We start from the raw sequence: 13,477 nt of genomic DNA, 5'->3' as shown, positions 1-13,477 counted from the left end.
TGCCCGCCAATGAGCAAGTCCGCAGCGGAGCAGCAACATGAGAATCAAGCGTTTCAACGCCCCCGACATGCGCACCGCGCTGCGGATGGTGCGTGAGGAACAGGGGCCGGATGCGGTGATCCTGTCCAGCCGGCAGGCCAGCGACGGGGTGGAAGTGGTGGCCGCCACCGATTACGACGAAGCCGTGGTGCAGCAGGCCCTGCGCACGATCGGCGCGCCCGAGGCGCCGCGCGCCCCGGCCGCCCCTGCGGCCCCCACCGCGCCGACCTCGCCCGCTCCCGCCGCTGTGACCGGCACGTCGCCCGCCCCGGAGGACTTCGCCGCCGTGCTGCGCGCACGCCTGCCCGAACCTGCGCAGGGCCGCGCGGTCTTCCACGTGGATGGCGAGCCGGTTCCCGCGCGCACCCCGCGCCCCGCGCCGACCAGCAATGAGCGCCCCTCCAGCCGCCTGGAGCAGGTGATGGCGGTGCTGAAGGGCCCGCGCGCCGCTGCCCCGACGCCGACGGCCGCGCCGCGCTCCGCGCCCGCCACCCTGCCGGCACAGGCCACCGTCGATCCGCCGACGGCCGTCCCGACCGACGTTCCGGCAGACATGCCGGTGCGCATGCCGGCGGATGCCCCGGCCGCGACCACGCCGGAGTCCCCGCGCCCCGCCCCAGCCCTGCGTGGCGTCGATCCCGACCCCGCGATGGCCGCGATGCGCGCCGAGCTGGCGGCCATGCGCAAGATCATCGAACGCGAACTCGGCCAGCTGGCGGGCGAGCGCCTGCGCGGCGCGCCGGCGCGGGCGGCGGCACTGGACGCACTGGCCGCGTTCGGCTGCGACGAAACGCTGGCGCAGCAGGTCGCCGCTGCCATCGATCCGACGCTGGCGCCGGAAACGATCGCCGCGCCGCTGCGCGCGGCCCTCGCCGCGCACCTGCCGGTGCTGCCCGACGAGGCGCTGGATGCCGGCGGCATCCTCGCCGTGCTCGGCCCGACCGGTGCCGGCAAGACCACCACCATCGCCAAGCTCGCCGCCCGCTATGCCGCCCGCCACCGCGCCCGCGACGTGGCCCTGATCAGCGCCGACAACGCCCGCGCCGGCGCCCGCGAGCAGCTGCATGTGCTGGGCCGGCGGCTGGGCATCACCGTCTGCGACGCCGAAGGCCCGGACGCCCTGGCGCGGGTGCTGGAGCAACTGGCCGACTATCCGCTGGTGCTGATCGACACCGCCGGCCACGGCCTGCGCGACCGCGCCCTGCTGCGCCAGATCCTGTGGGTGCGCGCCGCCAGCAACGTGCGCAGCCTGCTGGTGCTGCCCGCGAACGCGCACCCGGCCGACCTCGACGAACTGCTGCGGCGCTACCGCCCGGCCGCGCCGGAGGGCGCCATCCTGACCAAGCTGGACGAAACCACCCGTCCGGGTGCAGCCTTGTCGGTACTGGCGCACCACCGCCTGCCGCTGGCCTACACCACCGCCGGGCAGTGCGTGCCGGACGACATCGCGCTGGCGGACGCCACCGGTCTGGCCGAAGCCCTCGAGTTCCCGCGCCGCGCGCCGGCGGCCACCCCACACCATGACGACGGCCACCATGCATTCGCCTGAGCCCCCTCGCCCGCACTCCCCCGTCCCCACCGCGCCGCGCGTGATCGCCGTCACCGGCGGCAAGGGCGGCGTCGGCAAGACCACCGTGTCCATCAACCTGGCGATGGCGATGGTGCTGTCCGGCCAGCGCACCCTGCTGCTGGATACCGACCTTGGCCTGGCCAACGTCGACGTGATGCTGGGGCTGTCGCCGCGCCTGACCCTGGCCGACGTATTCGCCGGCCGCTGCGAACTGCGCGAGACCATCATCGAAGGCCCGCGCGGGCTGCTGGTGGTGCCGGCCGCTTCGGGCAAGCGCCACATGACCGAACTGCTGCCGCAGCAGCATGCCGGGCTGGTGAATGCGTTCTCGCAGCTCGACCTCCCGCTGGACGTGATGGTCGTGGACACCGCCGCCGGCATCTCCGACAGCGTGCTGACCTTCTGCCAGGCCGCGCAGGACGTGATCCTGGTGGTCTGCGACGAGCCCGCCTCGGTCACCGACGCCTATGCACTGGCGAAGGTGCTCAGCCGCGACCGCGGGGTCAACCGGATCGAGGTGCTGGCCAACCAGGTGGCCAATCCCACCGAGGGCAAGGCCCTGTTCGACAAGCTGGAACGCGTCACCTCGCGCTTCCTCGACATCACCCTGTCCTACCTCGGCGCGATCCCGCGCGATGAATGGCTGCGGGTGGCGGTGCAGCGCCAGGAGCCGGTGGTGGATGCCTTCCCCGGCGCGCCTTCCTCGCTGGCATTCCGCGAACTTGCCGCCAGGATCAGCCAGTGGCAGGCCCCGCAAGGGCCCCGCGGCCACGTCGAGTTCTTCACCGAGCGGCTGATCGCCGCGCAAGGGAGCGCCTGCGCATGAACACCAAGGCCGCCCAGTACCGCGCCCAGCAGAACGGCGATGCCGCTGCCATCGTGGCACGGCATTCGGAGCTGGTCCGCCGCATCGCCCACCACCTCGCCGCACGGCTGCCGTCCAGCGTCGAGGTGGACGACCTGATCCAGGCCGGCATGATCGGCCTGATCGAAGCCGCCCGGAACTTCCAGTCCGACCAGGGCGCAACCTTCGAGACCTACGCCTCGATCCGCATCCGCGGCGCGATGATCGACGCGATCCGCGCCGGCGACTGGGTGCCGCGCTCGGTCCACCGCCGCTACCGCGACGTGGTGGCCGCCACCCGCGCGATCGAGCAGCGCGAGGGCCGCGCCGCCACCGCCCAGGAAATCGCCGGTGCGCTGGGCATGAGCGTGGACGACTACCACCAGGTGCTGCAGGACGCCGCCCGCGGCCAGCTGCTGAGCCTGGACGAATACGTCGAGGAGCACGACGGCGAGCCCCGGCTGGGCCAGCACGACAACGCCACCCCCGCCCGCCGGTTCGAGCAGAGCGCGTTCCGGGTGGCCCTGGGCGAGGCCATCGACAACCTGCCGGAGCGCGAGAAGATGGTGCTCTCGCTGTACTACGAGCAGGAGATGAACCTGCGCGAGATCGGCTCGGTGCTCAACGTCAGCGAATCGCGGGTGTGCCAGATCCACGGCCAGGCCATGCTGCGCCTGCGCGCGCGCCTGACCGACTGGCGCGGGGAACTGGACGACGACGAGGATTGACCCGGGCGCGCTTCGCGTTCCGGGCAGCCCGTCACATCAAGTTTTCGGCCCGGCGGCCGATAGCCACTGCGCACACCTACAGGATTCGACATGGACAAGGGCATCCGCATCCTCATCGTTGACGATTTCTCGACCATGCGCCGCATCGTCAAGAACCTGCTCAACGACCTCGGCTTCACCAACACCGCCGAGGCCGACGACGGCTCGACCGCGCTGATCGAGCTGCACAAGGGCCATTTCGACCTGGTCATCACCGACTGGAACATGCCCGGCATGCCCGGCATCGAGCTGCTGAAGGCGATCCGCGCGGACGCCGCGCTGTCCAGGATCCCGGTGCTGATGGTGACCGCCGAATCCAAGCGCGAGCAGATCATCGAGGCCGCGCAGGCCGGCGTGAACGGCTACATCATCAAGCCGTTCACCGCCGCCACCCTCGAGGACAAGCTCAACAAGATCTTCGAGCGCATGGAGAAAGTGGCATGAGCATGCCCGCGCGCCCGCCGGCGATCCCCGCCGACCAGGCCGACGTGATCGGCCGCCTGCACGCGGCGATGTCCGCGCTGGAAGCAGGCGACGCCGAGGCCTGGCGCCACCATCTCGACTCCCTGCTGGAATGGCGCCGGCAGCCGGTGGTGGAGAGCCTGGTCAAGCTCGCGCGCGAGCTGGACGAGCTGGAGCGCACCATCGACGCGCGCATGCCGGCCGCCGCGCAGGCCAACGCCTCCGGCAGCCTGCCCGATGCCTGCAGCCGGCTGGAGCACGTGGTCAAGATGACCGAGGAAGCCAGCATGCGCACGCTGGACCTCGCGGATGAATGCCGTGGCCTGCTCGCCACCTTCGGCCCCGAGCACGCCGCCACGGTGGAGGCGATCCGCACCCGCCTGTCCGCGATGGTCGAGGCGCAGAGCTTCCAGGACCTCACCGGCCAGATCATCCAGCGCGTGATCCACCTGATCCGCTCGCTGCAGACCGGCCTGGGCGACATCCAGGCCATGCACACCAGCGACGAACAGGGCCACGGGCCGGCGGTCGCGGGCGTGGACGCCCCGGCGGCGACCCAGGACGAGGCCAACGACCTGCTGGCCGCGCTCGGGATCTGACCATGGCCTCGGATGGCGGCTACGACGCGCGCGCCGACTTCCTGATCGAGGCGCGCGAGATCCTGGACCGCCTGGGCGAGCAGGTCGTGGCGCTCGAGCAGGACCCCGACGACCGCGCCACCCTCGACGCCGTGTTCCGCGGCTTCCACACCATCAAGGGCGGCGCCGGCTTCCTCGACCTGCCGCCAATGGTGGCGCTGTGCCATGCCTTCGAGGACCGCATCGATGCCGCCCGCAGCGGCGAGCGCGCGCTGGATGCGGCGGCCTTCGACGGCGCCCAGCGCGCCGTGGACCTGCTAATGGAGATGCTGGACGCGCTCGCCCGCGGCGAGGCGCTGGACGAGGTCGATCCGGCCCTGCTCGAGCAGGTGCGCGGCAGCCAGGCGCCGTCGCCTGCCGCTGCGCCTGCCCCCGCGTTCGAGATCCCCGAGAACCTCGACGACCTCGATTTCGATGCCTTGCTGGACAGCCTGCACGGGGTCGGCGGCATCCCCGGCGCCACCCCGGCCGCGCCGGCGCCCGCCACGCCTGCCAAGCCCGCCAAGCCCGCCGCACCTGCGGCGAACGCCGGCAAGCCGGCATCGCCCGCCAAGCCCGCCGCCGCGGACAAGCACGCCGCCGCCCCCGCCGGCGAGGCCGAGCAGACCGTGCGGGTGGACGTGCGCCGGCTGGATGCGCTGGTCAACCTGGTGGGCGAGCTGGTGCTGGCCCGCAACCGCCTGAAAACCCTGCGCCCCGGCGTGCGCGACGAAGCGCTGGACCGCGCCGTGACTGCGCTGGATACCGTCACCGCCCGCCTGCAGGGCGCGGTGATGTCGGCGCGCATGCAGCCGGTCAGCCGGGTGTTCACCCGCTTCCCCAAGCTGGCCCGCGATGTCGCGCGCCAGCTGAAGAAACAGGTCGAACTGGTGGTGGAAGGCGCCGAGACCGAGCTCGACCGCAACCTGGTCGAGGCCCTGGCCGACCCGCTGGTGCACCTGGTGCGCAACGCCATCGACCACGGCATCGAGATGCCCGAGGCGCGCCGCGCCGCCGGCAAACCCGAGGTCGGGCGGGTGCGCCTGTCGGCCCAGCAGGAAGGCGACCACGTCGCGATCGAGGTCAGCGACGACGGCGCCGGCATCGACCCGGAGAACATCCGCCGCAGCGCGGTGCGCAAGGGCGTGATCGACGCCGAGGCCGCCGGCCGGCTGTCGCCGGAGGAATGCCTGTCGCTGCTGTTCCTGCCCGGCTTCTCCACCCGCACCGAGGTGTCCGACCTGTCCGGGCGCGGGGTCGGCATGGACGTGGTGCAATCCAAGATCCGCGAGCTCTCCGGCCAGGTGCAGATCTTCTCCGAAATCGGCGAAGGCACCCGCTTCGTGATCCGCGTACCGCTGACCCTGGCCATCCTGCCGACCCTGCTGGTCGAGCTCGACCAGGACGTGTACGCGCTGCCGTTGGTGCGGGTGCTGGAGGTGATCACCCACGACGCGGCGCAGCTGCTGTGGATGGACGGCCAGAAGATCCTCGACCTGCGCGAACGGCCGATGCCGGTGCTGTCCCTGCGCGACTGGCTGGGCCTGCCGCGCGGCGGCGACGACGCCACCCGCGGGGTGGTGCTGCAATCGGGCGAGCAGCGCTTCTGCCTGCTGGTGGACCGCGTGCTCGGCCGCGAGGAAGTGGTGATCAAGGCGCTCCCGCGCAGCTTGCGCGGCCTGCCCGGCTACGCCGGCGCCAGCCTGGTCGGCGACGGGCGGATGGCGATGATCCTCGACGTCGATGCCCTGCTCGGCCCGGCACAACGCGGCTCAAGCGGAGCATCGCGCGGCCGATAGCGATGGGCATATGGACATCCTCAGCATCATCGGTGCGATCCTGGGCCTCGTCGCCCTGGTCGGCGGCAGCGTACTGAAGGGCGCCGGCATCAGCGGCCTGTGGTCGCCGGCCGCGTTCACCATCGTCATCCTCGGCACCATCGCGGCGATCCTGCTGCAGACGCCGATGCACAGCTTCCGGCGCGCGCTGCGGATCTCGGCCTGGGTGTTCCGGCCGCCGCCGCAGGAGACCGACCGCCTGATCGCGCGCATGGTCGAATGGAGCACCCTCGCCCGCAAGCAGGGCCTGCTGGCGTTGGAGCCGCTGCTGGAGCAGCAGTCCGACCCATTCCTGCGCAAGGGCCTGCAGATGGTGGTGGACGGCGTGGAACCCGACACCATCCGGCAGATGCTGGAAATCGAATCGCATGCGCATACCAAGCGCGACATCGCCGCCGCCAAGGTATTCGAGGGCATGGGCATCTACGCCCCCACGCTGGGCATCATCGGCGCGGTGCTCGGCCTGATGGCGGTGATGAAGAACCTGGCCGACCCCAGCAAGCTGGGCCACGGCATCGCTGCGGCCTTCACCGCCACCATCTACGGCATCGGCTCGGCCAACCTGATGTTCCTGCCGATGGCGTCCAAGCTGAAGGGCATCGTGCATCGCCAGGAAGTGGAGCGCGAGATGCTGATCGAGGGCCTGATCGCGATCGCCGAGGGCGAGAACCCGCGCAACATCGAAAGCCGCCTCGCCGGCTTCATTCACTGAAGGGCCACGCGCATGGCCCGCAAACGCCTCCACCAGCACGAAGAACACCTCAACCACGAAGCTTGGGCGATCCCCTACGGCGACCTGCTGACCCTGCTGCTGGCTTTCTTCGTGGTGATGTATGCGATTTCCTCCCTGAACGAGGGCAAGTACCGGGTGGTGGCGGACTCGCTGTCCGCCGCGTTCGGCGGCGCGCCGCGCTCGATCAAGCCGATCCAGGTCGGCCAGGTGCAGCTGCGCGGCGGCGACTTCGACCATCCTTCGGTGATCGACACCGGCGCCCGCCGCGGCCCCGCGCCCGCGGTGCCGGTGGAAGTCCCGATGCCGCTGCACCGGCGTGACCGCCTGGCGGATGCCGGCACGCCGCCCGCGCCGGATGCACGCCGAGAGCAGGCCGCGCAGCAGCAGCTGCAGGCGCTGGGCGATCAGCTCGAACAGGCGCTGTCCGAGCTGGTGGAGAGCGGCCTGGTGCGCGTGCGCCGCGGCCGCAACTTCCTGGAGGTCGAAATCCAGAGCGACCTGCTGTTCCCCAGCGGCGTGGCCACCCCTACCGCCAGCGCGCTGGACACCGTGCGCAAGCTGGGCACCGTGCTGCGCAAGGCTCCCAACGCCATCCGGGTCGAGGGCTATACCGACGACCAGCCGATCCGCACCGCCCAGTTCCGTTCGAACTGGGACCTGTCGTCCGCGCGCGCCATCAACGTCGTCTACGAACTGATCGCCGCCGGCATCGCCCCCGAACGGCTGGCGGCGATGGGCTATGGCGAATACCAGCCGATCGCCGACAACGCCACCATCGAGGGCCGCAGCCGCAACCGCCGGGTGGAGCTGGTGATCCTGGCCGCCGCCGAGAACGTGGACAGCGTGATGCCGGGGCTGGACGCGCGCTCCTCCGGTGCACCGGCCGCAGCTGCGCGCGCAACAACCAAGGGAGCACCCTGATGCGGATCTGGGCGATCGCCAACCAGAAAGGCGGCGTGGGCAAGACCACCAGCGCGCTGTGCCTGGCGCGCTGCCTGGCCGATCTCGGCCATCGCGTGCTGCTGGTGGACCTGGACCCGCACGGTTCGCTGTCGCGCGCCTTCGGGGTCGCCGCGGAACCGCCGCCGAAGGGCACCTTCGACCTGTTCAACGGCGAATCCATCGCCAGCGTGGCCCGCGCCACCGGCCAGGCCGATATCCAGCTGGTGGCCGCGCAGGCCGCGATGGCCACCCTGGAGCGCCGCAGTGCCACCCAGCCGGGCCTCGGCCTGGCCCTGCACCGCGCCCTGGTGAACGCCGACGCCGACTACGATTTCGCCCTGCTGGACTGCCCGCCCACGCTCAGTTTGCTGCTGGTGAACGCGCTGGCGGCCTGCGACCGCCTGGTGGTGCCCACCCAGACCGATCCGCTGGCCCTGCACGGGCTGGAAGGCATGCTGCGCACGGCGGCGATGGTGGAACGCTCGCGCGGGCGTGCGCTGGTGCGCCAGATCCTGCCGACCCTGTACGACCGCCGCACCCGCACCAGCCATGAAACGCTGGAGCAGCTGAACACCTATCCCGGCGTTTCCGTCTGCCCGTGGCCGATCCCGATGGACACCCGCCTGCGCGACGCCGCCAGCCTCGCCACCCAGCCCCGGCACTTGGCCGGGCGCGGCATCAATGCCTACCGCGATGCCTTGCAGTGGCTGCTGGAAACCGCGGATGCCAGGCCGCAGGAGGCCGCCGCATGAGCCAGATCGTGTTGCCGCAATCCCCCGTGCTGCCGGCCGATCCGTCGGTGGACGCCTACCTCGATGCCCTGCTCGGGCTGCCACCCGCGCAACCCGCGCACGCAGCGGAGACCGTGGAATCCGCGCAGGCCGCCGGCACCCGCGAACCCGGGGCAGCACCGGAAATGGCCGGTGAGCCGCCCGTTGCGCCAGCGTCCGAATCGGCCGACATATCCGCCGCGGAAGCCCCGGCAGAATCCGACGCCGACGCCGACCCCGAAACCGGATCCACGGCATGCCCCACTGCCGCAGTCGAGACCAAGGCCGAGGCCGAAGCAGACGTCGAAGCCGAGGCCGATGCCGCGCCAGGAGCGGCGCCTGGAACCGCATCCGGGCCGGAGCCGCAATCCGCCCTGCCGCCTGCACCCGCGGCGGACGCAGCGCCTGCCGCCGATGGGCAGGCCGCACCGGCGCCCTACTCGCCGCCGTTGGCGGTACCGTCGGTGCGCGCCGCGCCGCCCCCGATCGGGCAGCGCTGGCTGCGGGTGGCGATCGGCGACGACCGCTACGCGGTGGAGCTGCTGCGCGTGCAGGAAGTGGTGCGGCTGGCGCCGATCATCGCCGTGCGCGGTGCCCCGCCCTCGCTGCTGGGGGTGATGAACCTGCGCGGCCGGGTGGTGCCGGTGCACGACCTCGGCCGCTGGCTGCGCCGGCAGCCCGCCGAGATCGACGAGCGCAGCCGGATCGTGGTGCTGGAGCACCACGACGAACTGGCCGGCCTGCTGGTCAGCGCGGTGACCGACGTGGTGACCCTGGACGCCCACCAGATCGAGCCCCCCGCGGCCAGCCTGCGCGACCGCACCAGCATGGGCATCGCGCGCACCCCCGGCGCGCCGCCCACGGTCCTGCTGGACGCCACCGCGGTGTTCGATTGAGCCCCGGAACCGTGCGCTCCGGCACGCTTCCCGGGCCCGCCTCAAGTCGTCCGCCGCGGCGCCGTTAACCGGTCTGGGCCAGCACCACTTCCGAGATTCGACATGCCATTGTCCCTGCAAGCCGACCTGGGCATCGAACAGGTGACCGACCTGCAAGCCACCCTGCAATCGCACCTCGACGACGCGACGCTGGAACTGTCCGGCGCCGAAGTCCGGCGCGTGCATACCGCCGGCCTGCAACTGCTGCACGCCTTCATCCGCGAGCGCGCCGCGCGCGGCCTTTCGACCACCATCACCCTCCCCTCGCCCACGCTCGTGGAGGCGGCACGCCAGCTTGCGCTGGCGGTAAGCTTGGGCGTTGACAAGGACCCCGGAGAACCCGCGTGAGCGCAAACCTGCTGATCGTTGACGATTCCACCTCCATGCGCCAGATGGTCGCGTTCGCGCTGACCGGCGGCGGCTACACCGTGGTGGAAGCCGAAGACGGCATCGCCGCCCTGGACGCGGCCAAGACCCAGAAATTCGACGCGGTCATCACCGACGTCAACATGCCGCGCATGGATGGCATCGAGCTGATCCGCCAGCTGCGCGCGCTGCCAAACTACAAGTTCACCCCGCTGCTGATGCTCACCACCGAATCCGGTGCCGACAAGAAGAGCGAAGGCAAGGCCGCCGGCGCCACCGGCTGGCTGGTCAAGCCGTTCGACCCCGACCAGCTGCTGGCCACCGTACGCAAGGTACTCGGCTGAGCCACCACCCAGGGCCCGACATGGACATCTCCCGCTTCCACGCCACCTTCTTCGAGGAAAGCCGCGAGAACATCGCGGCCATGGAGGCCGGGCTGCTGGCGATGGAAAGCGGCGGCGGTAGCGGCGACACCATCCACGTGATCTTCCGCGCCGCGCATTCGATCAAGGGCGGCAGCGCGACCTTCGGCTTCGCCGCGATCGCCGATTTCACCCACCTGCTGGAAACCCTGCTGGAAGAGGCGCGCAGCGGCCGGCGCGTGCTCGACGCCCTCGCCATCAGCGCCCTGCTGGCCTCGGTGGACGCCCTGCGCATGCTGCTGGCGGCCGCCGAACACGGCGATGCCGTGGACCAGCCGATGCTGCAGCAGGCGCGCGCCGGGCTGGAAAAGCTGCTGGCCGGCGATGCCGCCCCCGCCGAGGCACCGGCCGCGACCGCCGCGCCGGCGGCGCCGCAGTCGATCGGCTGGCAGATCGAATTCGCGCCGGAGCGTTCGCTGTTCCTCAGCGGCAACGACCCGCTGCGGATGCTGCGCGAGCTCGGCCAGCTGGGCGAGCTCAAGGTCACCTGCCGCGACGATGCCCTGCCGCCGTTCAGCGAGCTGGACCCGTTCGAGGCCTGGCTGGCCTGGGACCTGCAGCTGATCGGCGACGTCAAGCGCTCGGCGATCGAGGACACGTTCGCGTGGGTCGAGGACCAGTGCAAGCTCACCATCGCGCCGCTGCCGGCCGCGGTGGCCGAGGCCGTGGCCGCGGCTGCGCCGGTTCCCGTCCCGCCGCCCTCCGTCGCAGCGCCCGCTGCAGCAGCGGCGCCCGCGCCCGCCACCACCCCTGCGTCCGGCAAGCCTGCCGCCGCGGCCGAACCGGCGGCCACCGGCGCCCGCCACGACGCCGCCGACACCACCATCCGGGTCTCGGTGGACAAGGTGGACGCGCTGATCAACCTGGTCGGCGAGCTGGTCATCACCCAGGCGATGCTGGCACAGCGTTCGGCCGATCTCGATCCGGCCCTGCACGAACAGCTGCTGGCGGGGCTGGAGCAGCTCGACCGCAACACCCGCGACCTGCAGGAAGCGGTGATGTCGGTGCGCATGCTGCCGGTGGACTTCGCCTTCAGCCGCTTCCCGCGCATGGTGCGCGACATCGCCTCGCGGCTGGGCAAGAAGGTCATCCTCAAGACCTCCGGCGAAGGCACCGAGCTGGACAAGGGCGTGATCGAGAAGATCGTCGATCCGCTGGTGCACCTGGTACGCAACGCGATCGACCATGGGCTGGAGACCACCGAGCAGCGCATCGCCGCCGGCAAGCCCGAGGCCGGCACGGTGACCCTGTCCGCGGCGCACCAGGGCGGCCACATCATCATCGAGGTGGGCGACGACGGCCGCGGCCTGAACCGCGAGAAGATCCTGGCGAAAGCCGCCGAGCGCGGCATCCCGGTGCCGGAGAACCCCAGCGACGCCCAGGTCTGGGACCTGGTGTTCGCGCCCGGCTTCTCCACCGCGGAGACCCTCACCGACCTGTCCGGCCGCGGCGTCGGCATGGACGTGGTGCGCAAGAACATCCAGGCGCTCGGCGGGCAGGTGGAGATCCGCAGCCGCCAGAACGAAGGCACCACCATCTCCATCCGCCTGCCGCTGACCATGGCCATCCTCGACGGCATGACCGTCTCGGTCGGCGGCGAGGTGTTCATCCTGCCGCTGAACATGGTGGTGGAATCGCTGCAGCCCGCCCCGGAGAACATCAAGACCGTGGCCGGCGATGCGCGCGTCCTGCGCGTGCGCGAGCACTACGTGCCCCTGCTCGACCTCGCCACCCAGTACGGCCTGCCCCCGGCGCGCGCCCGCGCCGACGCGCAGCCGATCGCGGTGGTGGTGGAAAGCCAGGGCCAGCGGCTGGCGCTGGAAGTGGACGAGCTGCTGGGCCAGCAGCAGGTGGTGGTGAAGAACCTGGAGCGCAACTACCGCCGCATCCCCGGCGTCGCCGGTGCCACCATCCTCGGCGACGGCCGGGTGGCGTTGATCGTGGACGCCGCCAGCCTGCCCCACCACACCGCCCTGCCGAGGGCGGCCTGACCCGACCCCGGTTCAAGGATCGCCGCGCGCGGCCGATGAACTGGACGAACCCGCCTGCATCCGGACTCCCATGAGCACATCCGCCAAGCCCTCCCACAACGGACTCCCGGCCAATGCCGCGGTGGCCGGCGAATTCCTGACCTTCACCCTGGGCCAGGAAGAGTACGGCGTGGACATCCTGAAGGTGCAGGAGATCCGCGGCTACGATGCCGTCACCCGCCTGCCCGACGCCCCGGACTACATCAAGGGCGTGATCAACCTGCGCGGCACCATCGTGCCGATCATCGACATGCGGGTGAAGTTCCGGCTGGATGCGAAGGTGGACGCCACCACCGTGATGATCGTGCTCAACGTGGCCGACCGCGTGGTCGGGATGGTGGTGGACAGCGTGTCCGACGTGGTCCAGCTCTCCGGCGAGCAGATCCGCCCGATGCCCGACGTCGGCACCGGCATCGACCGCCGCTACCTGACCGGCATCGGCGCACTCGACGAGCGCATGCTGATCCTGCTCGACATCGAAGGCCTGATGACCAGCAGCGAGATGGGCCTGGTGGCGGACGAGGCCGCGGCCCAGGCGGCCTGATCCCACCGCGACACCCGCCAGCGACCAGGCAGACCTTGCCGGCGCGGCGAACACGGCTCCAGCGCCCAAAAACGAAACGCGCCGCAGGTTGCGGCGCGTTTTTGTTCGGATCTGCACGGGAGGGCCTCCGCCAGAGGCCCTGGCAAGGCCCGCCGTGGCGGGCCCTGCCGGATCACCGCCTCAGAGCTTGAATTCGAGCTTCACCTTGCCGTGGCTCTCGCCCGGGGCGAACTCCCACTGCTTGACGGCCTTCACCGCCGCGGCCACGAACACGCGGCCCGGCTTGGCGTCCACCACCGAGACATCGGTGACCTTGCCGTCCGGGCCGACGCTGTATTCCACCTCGACATAACCGGTAGTGCCGGCGCGCGCCGCTTCCGCCGGGTACACCGGGTCCACGCGCTTGATGGGGTTGCCCGCAAACACGGGCTGGGAAAGGGCCATCGCCGCGGCGATCGCCGCTACGTTCAGGGCACGATGGAAGGCGTGTTGCATGACGGATCTCCGAGGGGGATGCGTGCACGGGACTGTGCTCACTGCGCGTATCGGCACGACCGGCCGGGACTTGAGCGCGCCACGCGCGGAAGCGCGGATTCGT

15 protein-coding genes are annotated in these 13,477 nt (G+C 71.3%); 14 read left to right on the top strand and 1 reads right to left on the bottom strand.

Features of this window, described 5'->3' with window-relative positions:
• Positions 1-37 precede the first annotated feature (37 nt).
• The 14 genes from flhF (at position 38) to EDC34_RS08625 (ending at position 12,879) form a co-directional block, all read left to right on the top strand.
• Positions 38-1,588 carry a flagellar biosynthesis GTPase FlhF gene (gene flhF / locus EDC34_RS08690; protein ID WP_114960398.1) on the top strand — a complete coding sequence of 517 codons (1,551 nt, stop codon included), beginning with the start codon at positions 38-40 and terminating at the stop codon, positions 1,586-1,588.
• On the top strand, positions 1,560-2,435 hold the full coding sequence (locus tag EDC34_RS08685) for a P-loop NTPase (protein WP_114960397.1): 876 nt from the start codon (positions 1,560-1,562) through the stop codon (positions 2,433-2,435). Before flhF ends, EDC34_RS08685 begins: the two co-directional genes overlap by 29 nt.
• Complete coding sequence (locus EDC34_RS08680) at positions 2,432-3,181, top strand: RNA polymerase sigma factor FliA (RefSeq protein ID WP_114960396.1); 750 nt, start codon at positions 2,432-2,434, stop codon at positions 3,179-3,181. Before EDC34_RS08685 ends, EDC34_RS08680 begins: the two co-directional genes overlap by 4 nt.
• Before the next feature lie 90 nt (positions 3,182-3,271).
• A complete protein-coding gene (cheY, locus tag EDC34_RS08675; protein WP_114960395.1) occupies positions 3,272-3,664 on the top strand; it encodes a chemotaxis response regulator CheY in 393 nt (130 codons plus the stop codon).
• Positions 3,661-4,281 (top strand): protein phosphatase CheZ, encoded by a 621-nt coding sequence (locus EDC34_RS08670; protein ID WP_114960394.1) that lies wholly within the window; start codon positions 3,661-3,663, stop codon positions 4,279-4,281. Before cheY ends, EDC34_RS08670 begins: the two co-directional genes overlap by 4 nt.
• Positions 4,282-4,283: 2 nt before the next feature.
• Positions 4,284-6,098, top strand: a complete 1,815-nt coding sequence (locus EDC34_RS08665) for a chemotaxis protein CheA (RefSeq protein ID WP_114960393.1) — start codon at positions 4,284-4,286, stop codon at positions 6,096-6,098.
• A gap of 10 nt (positions 6,099-6,108) precedes the next feature.
• Entirely contained in the window at positions 6,109-6,849 is a 741-nt protein-coding gene (locus EDC34_RS08660) for a flagellar motor protein (RefSeq protein ID WP_114960392.1), read from the top strand.
• A 12-nt stretch (positions 6,850-6,861) separates the two neighbouring features.
• A complete protein-coding gene (gene motD / locus EDC34_RS08655) occupies positions 6,862-7,791 on the top strand; it encodes a flagellar motor protein MotD (RefSeq protein ID WP_114960391.1) in 930 nt (309 codons plus the stop codon).
• On the top strand, positions 7,791-8,564 hold the full coding sequence (locus EDC34_RS08650; protein ID WP_114960390.1) for a ParA family protein: 774 nt from the start codon (positions 7,791-7,793) through the stop codon (positions 8,562-8,564). Before motD ends, EDC34_RS08650 begins: the two co-directional genes overlap by 1 nt.
• The gene (locus EDC34_RS08645; protein ID WP_114960389.1) at positions 8,561-9,478 is read left to right on the top strand and encodes a chemotaxis protein CheW; all 918 of its coding nucleotides are present in this window, start codon (positions 8,561-8,563) and stop codon (positions 9,476-9,478) included. The genes EDC34_RS08650 and EDC34_RS08645 overlap by 4 nt, the downstream gene beginning before the upstream one ends.
• A 102-nt stretch (positions 9,479-9,580) precedes the next feature.
• Positions 9,581-9,865 carry an STAS domain-containing protein gene (locus EDC34_RS08640; RefSeq protein WP_114960388.1) on the top strand — a complete coding sequence of 95 codons (285 nt, stop codon included), beginning with the start codon at positions 9,581-9,583 and terminating at the stop codon, positions 9,863-9,865.
• Complete coding sequence (locus EDC34_RS08635) at positions 9,862-10,227, top strand: response regulator (protein ID WP_114960387.1); 366 nt, start codon at positions 9,862-9,864, stop codon at positions 10,225-10,227. Before EDC34_RS08640 ends, EDC34_RS08635 begins: the two co-directional genes overlap by 4 nt.
• Positions 10,228-10,247: 20 nt before the next feature.
• Positions 10,248-12,296, top strand: coding sequence for a chemotaxis protein CheA (locus tag EDC34_RS08630; protein ID WP_114960386.1), 2,049 nt, complete (start codon positions 10,248-10,250; stop codon positions 12,294-12,296).
• 70 nt (positions 12,297-12,366) lie between these two features.
• Complete coding sequence (locus EDC34_RS08625) at positions 12,367-12,879, top strand: chemotaxis protein CheW (RefSeq protein ID WP_114960385.1); 513 nt, start codon at positions 12,367-12,369, stop codon at positions 12,877-12,879.
• 180 nt (positions 12,880-13,059) lie between these two features.
• Here EDC34_RS08625 and EDC34_RS08620 read toward each other — a convergent pair whose 3' ends face one another.
• Positions 13,060-13,374, bottom strand: a complete 315-nt coding sequence (locus EDC34_RS08620; RefSeq protein ID WP_114960384.1) for an energy transducer TonB — start codon at positions 13,372-13,374, stop codon at positions 13,060-13,062.
• Positions 13,375-13,477 lie beyond the last annotated feature (103 nt).

The sequence above is a fragment of the Thermomonas haemolytica genome, assembly GCF_004346265.1.
Classification (GTDB): Bacteria; Pseudomonadota; Gammaproteobacteria; order Xanthomonadales; family Xanthomonadaceae; genus Thermomonas; species Thermomonas haemolytica.
This window is presented reverse-complemented; position numbering and strand designations above follow the sequence as displayed.

Excerpts from the sequence above, each read along its gene's own strand:
- flhF (WP_114960398.1), top strand. The coding sequence starts at position 38 with ATGAGAATCAAGCGTTTCAACGCCCCCGACATGCGCACCGCGCTGCGG.
- EDC34_RS08685 (WP_114960397.1), top strand. The coding sequence starts at position 1,560 with ATGACGACGGCCACCATGCATTCGCCTGAGCCCCCTCGCCCGCACTCC.
- EDC34_RS08680 (WP_114960396.1), top strand. The coding sequence starts at position 2,432 with ATGAACACCAAGGCCGCCCAGTACCGCGCCCAGCAGAACGGCGATGCC.
- cheY (WP_114960395.1), top strand. The coding sequence starts at position 3,272 with ATGGACAAGGGCATCCGCATCCTCATCGTTGACGATTTCTCGACCATG.
- EDC34_RS08670 (WP_114960394.1), top strand. The coding sequence starts at position 3,661 with ATGAGCATGCCCGCGCGCCCGCCGGCGATCCCCGCCGACCAGGCCGAC.
- EDC34_RS08665 (WP_114960393.1), top strand. The coding sequence starts at position 4,284 with ATGGCCTCGGATGGCGGCTACGACGCGCGCGCCGACTTCCTGATCGAG.
- EDC34_RS08660 (WP_114960392.1), top strand. The coding sequence starts at position 6,109 with ATGGACATCCTCAGCATCATCGGTGCGATCCTGGGCCTCGTCGCCCTG.
- motD (WP_114960391.1), top strand. The coding sequence starts at position 6,862 with ATGGCCCGCAAACGCCTCCACCAGCACGAAGAACACCTCAACCACGAA.
- EDC34_RS08650 (WP_114960390.1), top strand. The coding sequence starts at position 7,791 with ATGCGGATCTGGGCGATCGCCAACCAGAAAGGCGGCGTGGGCAAGACC.
- EDC34_RS08645 (WP_114960389.1), top strand. The coding sequence starts at position 8,561 with ATGAGCCAGATCGTGTTGCCGCAATCCCCCGTGCTGCCGGCCGATCCG.
- EDC34_RS08640 (WP_114960388.1), top strand. The coding sequence starts at position 9,581 with ATGCCATTGTCCCTGCAAGCCGACCTGGGCATCGAACAGGTGACCGAC.
- EDC34_RS08630 (WP_114960386.1), top strand. The coding sequence starts at position 10,248 with ATGGACATCTCCCGCTTCCACGCCACCTTCTTCGAGGAAAGCCGCGAG.
- EDC34_RS08625 (WP_114960385.1), top strand. The coding sequence starts at position 12,367 with ATGAGCACATCCGCCAAGCCCTCCCACAACGGACTCCCGGCCAATGCC.
- EDC34_RS08620 (WP_114960384.1), bottom strand. The coding sequence starts at position 13,374 with ATGCAACACGCCTTCCATCGTGCCCTGAACGTAGCGGCGATCGCCGCG.